Annotated in this window: 14 protein-coding genes; 9 read left to right on the top strand and 5 right to left on the bottom strand. The window is 60.3% G+C overall.

From position 1 onward, the window contains the following. The first annotated feature begins 37 nt into the window (after positions 1-37). Positions 38-457, top strand: coding sequence for a secondary thiamine-phosphate synthase enzyme YjbQ (locus tag B3527_RS10980; RefSeq protein WP_290479891.1), 420 nt, complete (start codon positions 38-40; stop codon positions 455-457). Here B3527_RS10980 and B3527_RS10975 read toward each other — a convergent pair. Together B3527_RS10975 and B3527_RS10970 are read right to left on the bottom strand one after the other, a co-directional pair. Then, a complete protein-coding gene (locus B3527_RS10975) occupies positions 449-1,060 on the bottom strand; it encodes an NAD(P)H-dependent oxidoreductase (RefSeq protein WP_290479890.1) in 612 nt (203 codons plus the stop codon). The two genes, B3527_RS10980 and B3527_RS10975, sit on opposite strands and share 9 nt — an antisense overlap. A 90-nt stretch (positions 1,061-1,150) precedes the next feature. Then, positions 1,151-2,488, bottom strand: a complete 1,338-nt coding sequence (locus tag B3527_RS10970) for a hypothetical protein (RefSeq protein WP_206991256.1) — start codon at positions 2,486-2,488, stop codon at positions 1,151-1,153. A gap of 272 nt (positions 2,489-2,760) precedes the next feature. Here B3527_RS10970 and panD point away from each other — a divergent pair, with 272 nt between their 5' ends. Further along, positions 2,761-3,117 carry an aspartate 1-decarboxylase gene (gene panD / locus B3527_RS10965; protein ID WP_206991255.1) on the top strand — a complete coding sequence of 119 codons (357 nt, stop codon included), beginning with the start codon at positions 2,761-2,763 and terminating at the stop codon, positions 3,115-3,117. Between the two features lie 24 nt (positions 3,118-3,141). Here the strand turns inward: panD and B3527_RS10960 are convergent, their stop codons facing one another. Continuing rightward, the gene (locus B3527_RS10960) at positions 3,142-4,125 is read right to left on the bottom strand and encodes an LLM class flavin-dependent oxidoreductase (RefSeq protein ID WP_290479889.1); all 984 of its coding nucleotides are present in this window, start codon (positions 4,123-4,125) and stop codon (positions 3,142-3,144) included. A gap of 166 nt (positions 4,126-4,291) precedes the next feature. On the opposite strand from B3527_RS10960, the gene B3527_RS10955 reads away from it, so the two are divergent. After that, the gene (locus B3527_RS10955) at positions 4,292-6,250 is read left to right on the top strand and encodes an alpha/beta hydrolase family protein (protein WP_290479888.1); all 1,959 of its coding nucleotides are present in this window, start codon (positions 4,292-4,294) and stop codon (positions 6,248-6,250) included. 6 nt (positions 6,251-6,256) lie between these two features. On the opposite strand, the gene B3527_RS10950 is transcribed toward B3527_RS10955, so the two are convergent. Continuing rightward, positions 6,257-7,303 (bottom strand): class I SAM-dependent methyltransferase, encoded by a 1,047-nt coding sequence (locus tag B3527_RS10950; protein WP_290479887.1) that lies wholly within the window; start codon positions 7,301-7,303, stop codon positions 6,257-6,259. Between the two features lie 7 nt (positions 7,304-7,310). Then, positions 7,311-8,267: a prolipoprotein diacylglyceryl transferase gene (lgt, locus tag B3527_RS10945; RefSeq protein WP_242517383.1), complete on the bottom strand. Its 957-nt coding sequence runs from the start codon at positions 8,265-8,267 to the stop codon at positions 7,311-7,313. 85 nt (positions 8,268-8,352) lie between these two features. On the opposite strand from lgt, the gene B3527_RS10940 reads away from it, so the two are divergent. From B3527_RS10940 to B3527_RS10915, 6 genes are all read left to right on the top strand, one after another. Beyond that, positions 8,353-8,604, top strand: a complete 252-nt coding sequence (locus B3527_RS10940) for an accessory factor UbiK family protein (RefSeq protein ID WP_206991251.1) — start codon at positions 8,353-8,355, stop codon at positions 8,602-8,604. Between the two features lie 129 nt (positions 8,605-8,733). Next, complete coding sequence (locus B3527_RS10935; protein WP_034810645.1) at positions 8,734-9,237, top strand: YbjN domain-containing protein; 504 nt, start codon at positions 8,734-8,736, stop codon at positions 9,235-9,237. A gap of 10 nt (positions 9,238-9,247) precedes the next feature. Further along, a complete protein-coding gene (gene proC / locus B3527_RS10930; protein ID WP_290479886.1) occupies positions 9,248-10,057 on the top strand; it encodes a pyrroline-5-carboxylate reductase in 810 nt (269 codons plus the stop codon). Positions 10,058-10,070: 13 nt separating this feature from the next. Then, a complete protein-coding gene (locus B3527_RS10925) occupies positions 10,071-10,709 on the top strand; it encodes a hypothetical protein (RefSeq protein WP_290479885.1) in 639 nt (212 codons plus the stop codon). After that, positions 10,710-11,792 carry a phosphotransferase gene (locus tag B3527_RS10920; protein WP_290479884.1) on the top strand — a complete coding sequence of 361 codons (1,083 nt, stop codon included), beginning with the start codon at positions 10,710-10,712 and terminating at the stop codon, positions 11,790-11,792. Between the two features lie 210 nt (positions 11,793-12,002). Continuing rightward, positions 12,003-12,275, top strand: coding sequence for a DUF1153 domain-containing protein (locus B3527_RS10915; RefSeq protein WP_206991248.1), 273 nt, complete (start codon positions 12,003-12,005; stop codon positions 12,273-12,275). The last annotated feature ends 51 nt before the right edge of the window (positions 12,276-12,326 follow it).

Genomic DNA, 12,326 nt, shown 5'->3' with positions numbered 1-12,326 from the left:
GATTGCCCGGCGCAAGATGGACAGGTATTCGGAAGCGATGCAGACCCAACTCACGATTTCGACGCGCGGTTCCGGCCTTTATGAGTTCACCCGCGATGCGGCAGCCTTCGTGGCCGGAGAGGGCGATGGCCTGCTGACCCTGTTCTGCCAGCACACCTCCTGTTCGCTGCTGGTGCAGGAGAATGCCGATCCGGACGTGCAGCGGGATTTGCAGGCCTTCTTCCGGCGCCTTGTGCCGCCCGCCAATGACCCTTCCATGGACTATCTGGTGCATCGCACCGAGGGGCCGGACGACATGCCTGCCCATATCAAGGCCGCGCTGACACAGACCTCGCTCTCCATTCCCGTTTCGGCGGGGCGCATGGCGCTCGGCACATGGCAGGGCATATATTTGTTCGAGCATCGCGACGCCCCGCATACCCGGCGCGTGGTTGCTCATTTCCTCACATCAGGCTGAGGATTGCTGGGCGGGCAAGCCAAACGCGCTTCGCAAATGCGCATCGAAGCGTTCGAAGTCTGCCGCGATTGTCGGCGCCTTGGAAACATCATATGCCGCAAAGCTCGGCAGGGCCTGCATACCGAAAAATCGGAAATTCAAATGCACCGGCCAGAGCAGGTCTTCGACGGAGCGACCTTCAAAGAAATTCTGGTTCGGATCGCCAAATGCCATTCGCGGCGCATTGAGTGTGAGCGACAGCATGTATTGCGTTTCGGTCAGGTGACCGCCGCTGCCATATTGGCGGGACGGGTCCTTGCGGCTGCGCCCGTCTCCCTTTGACAGGCGGCCATCCATACCGGCGGTGTATACCTCATCGAGATAACGTTTCAGAGGCCAGGGCAAGCCCATGGAGTTCAGGGGGAACTGAAAAAGTATCTGACCGGCCCAGAGTTGATTGGCGACCTCTTCTTCCGTGTCCCATCCATCTGCCACATGAGTGGTGCGAATGTTCCAATCGGCCGCCTCGAATATACGCCGAGCGCGTTCGACAAAGGCAGAGTTCAGTGTATCGGGAGAGGTTGGAAAGGGCTGGTGACCATTGACGATGAGGACATTTGTCATCCTCTCCTTCTGGCCGGGCCACTAAAGGACCGCAACTGCATGGGGCCATAAGTGCTGCTAACAGGGGAGGGTTATGGTCGCGTGAGCGGATCAGCCGCCCAGTGCTTTCCAGCGTATCATGGCCTCGCATGTGTTTTCGCCCTGGAAGGCAGACTTGGCGGCGCCATTGAATTGATCGGAGACGGATGCGGCCCAGACCGCAGCGGCCGCGTCATAGGATGTGAATCCGATCTCGGAAAGGCCACGCTCAATCCGGTTGCAGATCAGGCCGGCAACGTCCGGGTCAGCCGAGCTGTTGAGGTAGGAGATGCGATCTGACAGGTCGAGCCGTGAGAAGATGTAATCATACACGGTCAGGTCTTCACCAACATCAAAAGCCAGGATGTCGCCTGAAGTGACGCCGGTAAAGTCCGGGTATCCGGTATCCGAAACACCTGCTGTGAAAATGGACGGGATCGGCTGGTCCAGATACACGGCCCATTGACCGATGGCGCCTTTGCCGCGCGTGTCCTTGATATCATTCGTGTCCGGCAATTGTGCGGAGACAACGAGGATCGGCTTGTCGCTCCATGCCTTCACGGAAAACGCGCTGACCGATTGCTCCGTGATCGACTGACCGAACAGGGTGCTGGTGGAGTTATTCAGGAAGTTGGAAGCCTCCATCATCAGGGGCGCATTGAAATAGGTGACCAGTGTGGAAGTCGGTGCGATCAGATTGGCGGCGGTGGTCAGCGCCCCCATCACATTGGCGCTGGCTGAAGATTCCTTTTCATCCGACAACTGCAGGCGAAAGCGTGCCTCAATGGTCGTGTTGGGTCCGACCTTGAAGTAAGGCGTGGCATAGACCGAGATGCTTTCGTTCGTCGTCCAGGATTCGCCCTCGCGGTTATTCGAGGAGAAGGTGGAGGAGAAGAGCGCGTTGGTTGCGGTGATGTCCGGCTTGGCCACATCGAATTCGGCGATCAGGGTGCGGGTAATGCTGCGCGAAGACATCATGCGAGAGAACCAGCCCCGGCTCTCCTCGTCATAATTGCGAGCCTCAACTTCCTGACTGCGCACGCCGGACGTCACGCCTTCCATGTCATAAGCGTCGGGTTTCAGCGTGACGATCTGGATGCGCGTGTAACGGTCCTGCAGCATGTCTCCGAACTCGGAATAGACGGCTGCCTCGTCAATCGCGACATCGATATAGGGGAGGTAGTCCTTGGCGGGCACGGCGCCGCCGCTGGCGCGGCCCGTATGGCGCCGCACGGTGGGGGTTGGCGCGCCGAGAAAGTCATCATCACCGGGATTGGGTATGCCGCGCACGGGTCCGTTGGGTGCCTGCCCGTCTGCGGGCGGCGGAGACGCGGGTGCGGGGTCCGGGCTGGACGCGCAGCCGGCGACGATCATTGCGATGGCGATGGCGCTTGCGGACACCTGTTTCATGTCGTTCTTCCCCTGTATTATTCCCCAGCCTTACAGATTGTTAACAGACGAAATCCTGCAAGGCGACCCATTTTGATACGGAATTCGCGAGATAGGGGTATGGGAGCGAGGGTATGTCATGACCTCGCGTGAAGGTGAGGCCCAAGCGTCCAATATCGTCTTTACTCACATTTGCTGCGATGCAATAAGCGCCTTGCGCAAGGCCGCAGGCCTTCCTATATGCTCACTATGAGCATAATTATGCGCTCATAATAATCCGGGAGGATCCATCCTTGTTGCTCAATATGCTGAAAGCGAAACTGCATTCTGCGACCGTCACGCAGTGCGACCTTCACTATGAAGGCTCGGTATCGATCGACCAGGACCTGCTGGACGCCTCGGGCATCTTGCCGAATGAGCGCGTGGATATCTGGAACGTCACCAATGGCGCTCGCATTCAGACCTATGCTTTGGAAGCTCCTCGCGGTTCGAAGACGATCGGTGTGAACGGCGCGGCGGCCCGCCACTTTGCGGCCGGTGACAAAGTCATCATTGCGGCCTTTGCCGGGATCGATGCCGACAAGGCCCGCCAGCATGCGCCGACCGTTGTGCTGCTGGACGACCACAACGAGATCAAGCGCCCCGTCTAGCCGGGGCGGTCATCAAACGACAATTCAGTCTTTCAGGACGTTCGCGATGATTTCGAACGAGCGTAGGCGCTTGTCGACATCATACATGTCGGAGACGATCATCAGCTCGTCGGCCTGTGTGCGGGCGAGCAGGGCCTCGACGCCGCGTTTCACCGTATCCGCGTCCCCGATGATGCTGAAATTCAGCATGTGTGACGCGCGCATTTTCTCTTCCGGCGTCCAATAGGTGTCGATGTCGTCAATCGGCGGCTGGGTCAGCTTGCGGTCGCCGCGCACGAGATTTGCGAACGACATCTGCTGGGAGGTGGCGAGATATTCCGCTTCCTCATTCGTCTCGGCAGCGATGATGTTCACGCCGATCAGGGCATAGGGGGTCTTCTGCTGATCTGATGGCTGGAAGTTGGCGCGATAGGTAGCCAGCGCATCATCCAGCGCCTGCGGGGCGAAATGGGAGGCAAAGCCATAGGGCAGGCCATAGGCGGCCGCGACCTGCGCGCCGAACAGGCTGGAGCCGAGGATCCAGAGCGGGACATTCGAATTGGAGCCGGGGACAGCCTCGATCTTCTGGCCGGGCTCGACCGGGCCGAGAAAGGCCTGCAGTTCCAGCACATCCTGGGGGAAACGGTCGGCGCTGTTGGGATCCCGGCGCAGGGCACGCAGCGTCATCTGGTCGGTGCCGGGGGCGCGGCCCAAGCCAAGGTCGATTCGGCCCGGATAGAGCGCCTCCAGCGTGCCGAACTGTTCGGCGATGATATAGGGCGCGTGATTGGGCAGCATGATGCCGCCAGCGCCCACGCGGAGGGTCTTCGTGCCAGCCGCAATGTGCGAAACGACGAGCGAGGTGGCCGCCGTCGTGACGGCCCGCATATTGTGATGCTCGGCGACCCAGAGCCGCTTGTAGCCCCATGTCTCGGCGTGCTGGCCGAGGCGTCGGGCATCGTTCAGCGCGTCGGCGCGGGTAAAGCCCTCGCGCACGCGTCCGAGTTCCAGGATCGAAAGTTCAGCCACATCAAGGCCCCTTGCATTGCATCCCTGAGACATGGGGACCGCGCCGCCAAAGCCAAGCCCGGCTTGCGCAGCGGAAGGGGGGGAGTTGGTCGGAATCGGGCGGTTTCGGTGTTGCCTCGCCTTTCCATCCAAAATAGCCTGAACGCAGTTATTGGGGAGATCCTGCATGAGAGTATTGGTCCTCGCCGTTCTGGCGGCATGGCTCGGCTTTGGCTTCAACACGGCCAGCGCCGAGGTCACCCATCCGCCGCTGGAAGCCTATGGCGACCTGCCCTCAATCCGGTACATGGCCCTGTCTCCGGATGGATCGATCGTTGCCTTTGCCGAGCGCCGGGAAGGGGCGGACTATCTGGTCACGTTTGACTTCGCGACGCGACAGAAGACCTATCACGTGAAGATCGACGACGTTGCCACGCGTGACATCTGGTTCGCCGATGAGGAGAACATCGTCATCCTTGCTTCGGAAACGAAGTTCGTGATCGGGTTTCGGGGGGAGTTTGAATATTCGGGCGCTTTCTCTTTCAGTCTGAAGACTAAGAAACTGACATTCTTGTTGAGGGGTACGGACAACATCTATCCAGCCCAGGGCGATCTTGGGCGGATTGTCGGTGACGATGCCGACCCCGGCTACATCTTCATGCCGGCTTATGTCGGAGATCGCTATTCTCATCCGAATTACAGCCTGCTGCGCGTCAATTTGAAGACCGGCAAAGGAAGACGGTTCAAGAGCGGTGTCGACAATACGGTTGATTGGTTCGTGGACAAGGATGGGACGGTACTTGCGCGGGAGGACTATAATAACACCACGGATACCTACAGGGTTTATACCTATGTGAACGGGAAGCGTGAGCTCATCTATGAACTCGAAACATCGCAACTGCCCCCCGGTGTCACGGGTATCAAGGCTGACCGGTCCGCCTTGCTGTTTTCCGACGGTAGTGATGCCGATGATTCCGGAAACGTTTATGAGCTCGATTTCTCGGGGCATTTGACGCCTGCATCGCTCGGCGGGAAGGGCGGTACGATCGAGCGGATCATCAAGGATGGGAACCGGTTCGTTCTCGGTGTCGAATATTCCGGCGCAGTGCCCTCGTACAAGTTTTATGATCCGGATGTGGACGCGGCCGTCTCGGGCATGGTGAACCAGTTTTCCACGGCCTCCGTAAATCTCGTATCCTGGACCGATGACTGGTCGAAGCTACTCTACCTGATCTATGGCAGCGACACGCCCGGCAGTTATGTCCTGCAGGATCGGGAAACCGGCCAAATGATGCTCGTCGCGGATGAGCGTGACAACATACCCCCAGACGCCGTCGGCCAGATGGTTTCTGTCAATTATAAAGCCCGGGATGGGCTCAACATTCCGTCGATCCTGACCTGGCCGGCAGGCGTGGATATTGAAACGGCCAGCAAGCTGCCTCTGGTCGTGATGCCACATGGCGGACCAGAATCGTATGACGCGGTGGGGTTCGATTGGATGGCGCAGTATTTCGCCAATCGGGGCTACCTCGTGCTTCAGCCGAATTTCCGGGGGTCGTCAGGCTACGGAACTGAGCACCGGATTCTCGGCAAGGGGGAGTGGGGCGGCAAGATGCAGGATGACATCACTGATGGCGTGCAGACGCTGGTGGAGCAGGGCCTGGCAGACCCGACACGTGTCTGCATTGTCGGGGCCAGCTATGGCGGCTATGCGGCGCTCGCGGGCGGTGCGTTCACACCTGACCTGTACAAATGCGTCGTGGCGATTGCACCCGTGTCGGACATTCGACCCCTCCTCGTGGATGTGAAGTGGGATAATGGGCGCAAGCATTGGGCGCTGGACTACTGGCAGGAAAACATAGGCGATCTTGATGAAGAGCGCGAGAAGCTGGATGCTATCTCGCCAGCCAGAGCCGCAGACAAGTTCACGGCACCCGTACTGTTGATCCATGGCAATGACGACACCGTCGTGCCGATCAAGCAGAGCGAGATCATGGAACGGGCTCTCGAAAAAGCCGGCAAGGATGTGACCTTCCTCGAACTGGAAGGTGAGGATCACTGGATGTCGGATGGCGATACGCGAATTGACGCATTACGCGCTATGGCGACATTCATAGACCAGCATATCGGCGCTGAAGCCGAGTAGGGGCGCCTAGAACCCAACCGGCGCGGGCAGGCCCGTGCTCGACAGGCAGATCGCCTTGAAGCGGCTGCCCATGTCTTTCGGGTCGATCAGCCGCTGGGCATTGTTGAAGATCGCGTCGGCATGGTCGGGATTGGCCTCGACCAGCTGGTTGAGCCGTGCCTGTGCCCCGAGCCCCATCAGGAACATGCCCTGCGGTGTCGGCCCGGCCACATCCAGTCCCATGCGCGCGGCAAGCCGTTTCAGGCGTCCGAAATCCACGTCCACGGTCAAATCGGTTTCGCCGGGGCGGGCGAGGGGGGAGACCTGCTCGCCCTGGCTGAAGGCGCGGAGGCTGTCGCCCGGCGTCGCATCGGCGGGGCCGTAGTCAATGAACAGCGCGCGCATCGGCGCGGGGCGGGTGAGGAGGTCTGCAATCAACAGGTCGAAGCCGATCTGGACCTCGACCGCCTCTGACGTTTCGGCGGCGCCATCGGGCGCGCGCTGCTCGTCGGCGGCAAGACCGAAGGCCAGCGCTCCGTCCGCATCCAGCCCGACCACGCATTCGCGCCACTGGCCATCCGCCTTGCGGAACTGGCGGGCGGGCAGGCAGTCGAGATATTCATTCGCGACCAAGATCATCGGCCCGGCGGGCACATTGCCGAGCGTGTCGGCAAAAGACGGCGTATAATCGCTGAGACGCTCTGCCTGCACCTTGCGCAATTCCGGGCTCGGCTCGACGAGGGTGAGTTTGGCGGCATCGGCAAATTCGCGGCCGCCCGCGACATAGGCGAGGCGCAGCGCATCCGCCATCAGCGTGCCGCGACCGGGACCAATCTCGACCAGATGAAACGAGTCCGGCGCGCCCATGGCCCGCCATTCATTCACGACCCACAGGCCGATCAGTTCGCCGAAGACCTGGCTGACTTCCGGCGCCGTGATGAAATCAGTGCCAAGGCCGGGGCGCGTGGCATAATAGCCTTGGGCCGAGTCATGCAGGGCAAGCTGCATATAGGTCGAAACCGGGATGGGGCCGCCGGTCTCGATCAGGCGGATGATGCGATCCTTGAGGGTCATGGGCAGATCAGTCCGCGGCTACAGGCTTTGTCTTCAGCGCATTCCAGACCAGCCAGGCGCCGCCGATCCACATCGGGATGGAGAGCAGCTGGCCCATCGTGATCCAGTCCGGCAGGCCCTCGACGAAACTGTCGGGCAGGCGGAAATTCTCCACGATGGTACGGCCGGTCGCATAGATCAGCAGGAACAGGCCGGCGATAAGGCCGGGCCGCTTCAGCGCACCAAAGCGCCAGATCAGGATCGATCCCACAATCAGCGGTAACCAACCCTCCAGCACGCTTTCATACAGCTGGCTGGGGTGGCGGGCGGTCTCGAAGTCTGTATAGGCCCATTCGCCTGTATCCCAATTATAGGCCGGCGGCGTCGAGCCGCGCACATAACCTTCCGGGAACACCATGCCGATGGGCGCATCCGTGTGGCGACCATAGAGTTCGGCGTTCACGAAATTGGCGAGTCGGACGAGGCCGATGCCAATAGGCGCGACGACGCCGGCAATATCGCCAATCGAGAGCAGAGACACTTTGCGACGGCGCGCGAACAGGATAAGCGCGATGGTAACGCCCAGAATGCCGCCATGAAATGCCATGCCCCCATCCCAGATCTTGAAAATGGTCAGCGGGTTCGCCGCGATCACGTCGAACTGGTAGGGCACCATGTAGAACAGGACATAGCCGAACCGTCCGCCGAGAATGATGCCGACAATGATCCAGAACATGATGTCGTCGAGCTGGTCCTTGGTCAGCGGGCTGGTGCCGCCAAACAGGCGCGGACGCCGGATCATCGCGCTGGCATACCACCAGGCAAGCGCGATTCCGGCCATGTAGCCGAGCGCGTACCAGCGCAAATGGAAGGTGCCGAGGCCAAGAAAGCCGAGATCAATGGAGACCAGCGCCGGACTGACATCCGGGAAGGTCAGCGCCGCAGCGGGCAGGAGGGTTGCAGCGAAGCTCATCATATCCAGCATGCAGCGTCTTTTCCCTGTATGGATAAGGACCTATCTGTTAGGGGACCGAGAACTTGTCCGCCCGATGCCGCGAAGGAGTAGCCGCATGGCCACAACAAATCCACTGCTAGATGACATTGCAGGTCTGATGACCGGCGCAATGGGTGCTGCACGGGCCGCAAGCGAAGAGGCGAAGACCGCTGCCCAGGCCCGCGTGAAGGGCCTGATCGCCGATATGGACCTGGCGGGCCGCGACGAAGTCGAGGCACTGAAGACGCTCGCCACGGCGGCGCTGGAGCGTGTCGAAGCGCTGGAAGCGCGTGTGGCAGAGCTCGAAACGGCCGCAAAATCCAAATAGCGCAACCCACAGACTTTATATGCCTACCTGTTGTTCGGGGTGGACGCAGACCCTGCGCCGCGTTTCAACGGGGATGGCCATTGGGCACGAATCCTGTGTCCATGACTTCAGAAAGAAGGGGAGACTTTCATGAGCCTTGATCTTTCACGCGAAGAATTCGAAGGGATCGATCCGCTCGATCGCGTCGAAGAGGCCCTCGAAATCGCCGGGTGGCAACACGAACGCGACGAAGAAGGCACTATTCAGGCTGTGGCTGAGACCCGTTGGGGTGATATGGGCGCGCTGTTTGCGTTTCGCCCTGAGCCAGCCGCGATCCACTTTTCCGTCACCCTCGACATCAAGCCGATTGCCGATAAACGCCGTCAGCTGTCCGAACTGATCATCATGGCCAATGAGCGCCTCTGGCTCGGCCACTTTGATTACTGGGCAGACGAAGGTGTGGTCATTTTCCGATATACCTTTTCCATGATGGATCGGGATGAAGCCTCGCTGGGCGAGCTCCGTTCGACCATCGCGGCGGCCGTCAGCGCCGTTGACCGGTTTGTGCCTGCGTTCAACTTCCTGATCTGGGCTGGCAAGAGCCCACGCGAAGCGATGGATGCGGTCATGTTCGAAACCCACGGCGAAGCCTGAGACCCGGCGCGTGGCGGCGGCACAGTCAATTGTCCTGATCGGGGCAGGCCGCATGGGCGGCGCACTGGCGTCCGGTTGGCTGTCGGGGCGATCCAAGCCTAGTATTTCCATCGTCGCGCCGCGCCCGACCCCGCAAGTGCAAGAGTGGGCTGAAGCCGGCCGCATCACGCTCAACCCGGACCCGTCGCCTGCGCGCATCGTCGTTCTGGGTATCAAGCCCCAGCAATTCACGCGCGCTGCTGAAAGCATCAAGCAATACATCGATGAGAGAACATTGGTGATCTCTGTCATGGGCGGGATCAAGCTGAGCCAGCTCGAAGACCGCCTCGGCACACCGCATGTGATCCGCGCCATGCCGAACACGCCGGGGTCCGTCGGCAAGGGCGTCACGCTGCTGTCGGCGGCCTCGTCGCTGGGCTCTGTGGATATTGAAACCGCCCGCAAGCTGCTCACACCGCTCGGGCTGGTCGAAGGGCCGATGGACGAGAAGACGATGGTTGCCGCGACTGGCATTTCAGGATGCGGCCCGGCCTATGTCTTCCTGCTTGCTGAGGTGATGACCGAAGCCGGAGAGGCCGAAGGCGTGCCAAAGGACATGGCGGCGCGCCTTGCCATCGAGACGATCATCGGCGCGGCGGCCCTGATGGAACAATCTGGCCAGACTCCAAATGCGCTCAGAAAAATGGTCACTTCCCCCGGCGGCATCACCCAGGCCGCTCTTGACATCCTTATGGATGACGGTGGGATGCCTATATTGCTGAGGAAAGCCCTGCGCGCTGCTGTGACCCGCGACCGGGAGCTTTCCAGAGAGCCGGATTAGAGGACAGTTACCGATGACGACGCAGGCAGGCATATTGGAAAAGGGCCTGCTCGCCGCACTGGAACTTGCCGACGAGACGCCCTGGGCCGATCTGACACTGTCGGCCATTGCGGAGGCCGCAGATACCAGTCTTTCCGAATTTCATGGCCTTGCCGGCAAGGATGATCTTGCCGCACATGCCGACCCCTATTTCGACAAGGCCATGTCGGAAGAGGGCGTGTCGCATGATGAAAGCCCGCGGGAACGCCTGTTCGACGTCATCATGCTGCGGTTCGAGGCAATGGAAGCGCACCGTGCCGGTCTCCTCTCGCTGATGAAGTATCGCGACCATACGCCGTCGCTCTTGCTCTCGCTTCCACTCGCCCGAAAGCGCAGCGCCGACTGGGCGCTTGTCTCAGCCGGGCTCGACAATCGCTCCGGCGCGCCGGTGGGGCTCAAATCCGTCGCAATTGGTTATGTGATCGACACAGCTGAACGCGCCTGGCGCAAGGAAACAAGCGGCGATTTCGCGCTGACCATGGCCGCGCTCGACAAGGGCCTGCGCGACGCCGAAGACCGGATGGAGCAGCTTCAGCGCTTCACCGGCTGGGGAAAAAAGAAAACACGGCAGGACAACACTGCCGACGAGGAAACGAAACCGGAGGAAACATGAATGAGTCGACCAGGCCTCGACGAAGACCCGCTCTCATTGGGAGCTGATTGGTTCAATGCGCTATTTGGAGAGATCGGTATTGACGCCGAGGTTGCTGGCCTCACCGCAAAATCCATCGGCACCGGACAGATCGGCGAGAATGTCCGCTTTGTTTTCGACTATGCGCGCAAGGGGCCGAATGCTCCGGCGACACTGGTGGGCAAGTTCCCGTCTGACAGCCCCGAAAGCCTGATGACTGCCAAGCTGCTCGGCCATTATGAGCGGGAAGTAAAATTCTATCGAACTTTTCCGAAAGTGGCCGGCGTGATTACACCCGCGGCATTTTACACAGATTATGACCCGGACACGAACCGGTTCGCGCTGATCATGGAAGACATGGCGCCGTCAGAGCAGGGCGACCAACTTCAGGGGTGTAGCGTTGCCGAGGCCGAGCGTGCCTTGTCGGCAGCGGCTGTGTTGCATGCCGCGTACTGGAATGATCCTTCGCTTGATACGCACGCCTGGTTGCAGGGCAGTGACCTTGCGCCGCCACCCGCGCTGACACCGGAAGCAGTGAGTGGGCTCTGGCATGGATTCAAGGATCGGTATGGTGAACGGCTGGAGGCTGACGACATCCTTGTGGGCGATGCCTATGCGGCCGCGTTGCCAGCCTGGAGTGAGGGTTATGACGGCCCGCACGCGCTTACGCACAATGATTTCCGGCTCGACAACATGTTGTTCGGCGCGGACGCGGCACCCAAGCCACTGGCCGTTGTAGACTGGCAAACAGCTGGCAAGGGCGCGCCAGCTGGCGATGTCGCATACTTTATCGGCGCCGGCCTGACGCGCGAAGACCGGCCAAAGCACGAGCAGGCATTGCTGCGCTTCTATCATGCGCGGCTGACCGAGCAGGGTATTTCCGACTACTCGTTCGAGGCGCTCTACGATCATTATCGCTGGTTCAGCTTTTACGGCATGTCGGTCGCTTTCGGGGCTGCGATGCTGGTGAAGCAGACGGATCGCGGAGACGAGATGTTCCTCACCATGCTGCGACGTCACGCAGCGCAGGCGCGCGACAATGATGCGCTGGCATTGCTGCCGTAATCCAGGCGAAAGTTATACTTTCTGTAATGAATCCAGCCGATTCCCACAATTTGTCCCGGCCCGGTACAGCTTTCCAAACATTCCTCTAACCGGGGGAGTAAAACTGACCGGGTCGCTTACGCCTCGGCTTAAACCCCACCCTGTATGTTGATTTCCATGGCGCCCGGAGAAGCCGGGCAGTCCTGTCATAGCAACTAGAATGGTGTGGACATGGAACAGCACAATGCACGTAACATCAGCGTCCCCGGCCCGGATGGCCAGATGCTGACCCTGGCGGATCTTCCGTCACCTAACATTTCGCGTTGGGTTACGCGTCGCAAAGCTGAAGTCGTTGCAGCAGTCTCCGGGGGGCTCCTGTCCCGCAAGGCTGCTTGCGATCGCTACAGCCTGAGCGAAGAAGAGTTCGAGACGTGGGAGAAGCTTTATTCCCGTCACGGAACCAAGGGACTGCGGACCACACGTTTGCAGCAATACCGCCGCTAGGACGCGTCACGGTTAACGGACTCCTCTCCGTTAAACACAAATTTAAATGCC

Source organism: Hyphomonas sp. UBA4505 (assembly GCF_002388685.1).
Classification (GTDB): domain Bacteria; phylum Pseudomonadota; class Alphaproteobacteria; order Caulobacterales; family Hyphomonadaceae; genus Hyphomonas.
Note: the sequence above shows the minus strand (reverse complement) of the source record. Positions and strands in the feature narration are given on the sequence as shown.

Excerpts from the sequence above, each read along its gene's own strand:
- B3527_RS10975 (WP_290479890.1), bottom strand. The coding sequence starts at position 1,060 with ATGACAAATGTCCTCATCGTCAATGGTCACCAGCCCTTTCCAACCTCT.
- B3527_RS10950 (WP_290479887.1), bottom strand. The coding sequence starts at position 7,303 with ATGACCCTCAAGGATCGCATCATCCGCCTGATCGAGACCGGCGGCCCC.
- lgt (WP_242517383.1), bottom strand. The coding sequence starts at position 8,267 with ATGCTGGATATGATGAGCTTCGCTGCAACCCTCCTGCCCGCTGCGGCG.
- B3527_RS10940 (WP_206991251.1), top strand. The coding sequence starts at position 8,353 with ATGGCCACAACAAATCCACTGCTAGATGACATTGCAGGTCTGATGACC.
- B3527_RS10970 (WP_206991256.1), bottom strand. The coding sequence starts at position 2,488 with ATGAAACAGGTGTCCGCAAGCGCCATCGCCATCGCAATGATCGTCGCC.
- B3527_RS10980 (WP_290479891.1), top strand. The coding sequence starts at position 38 with ATGCAGACCCAACTCACGATTTCGACGCGCGGTTCCGGCCTTTATGAG.
- B3527_RS10920 (WP_290479884.1), top strand. The coding sequence starts at position 10,710 with ATGAGTCGACCAGGCCTCGACGAAGACCCGCTCTCATTGGGAGCTGAT.
- B3527_RS10915 (WP_206991248.1), top strand. The coding sequence starts at position 12,003 with ATGGAACAGCACAATGCACGTAACATCAGCGTCCCCGGCCCGGATGGC.
- B3527_RS10925 (WP_290479885.1), top strand. The coding sequence starts at position 10,071 with ATGACGACGCAGGCAGGCATATTGGAAAAGGGCCTGCTCGCCGCACTG.
- B3527_RS10935 (WP_034810645.1), top strand. The coding sequence starts at position 8,734 with ATGAGCCTTGATCTTTCACGCGAAGAATTCGAAGGGATCGATCCGCTC.
- B3527_RS10955 (WP_290479888.1), top strand. The coding sequence starts at position 4,292 with ATGAGAGTATTGGTCCTCGCCGTTCTGGCGGCATGGCTCGGCTTTGGC.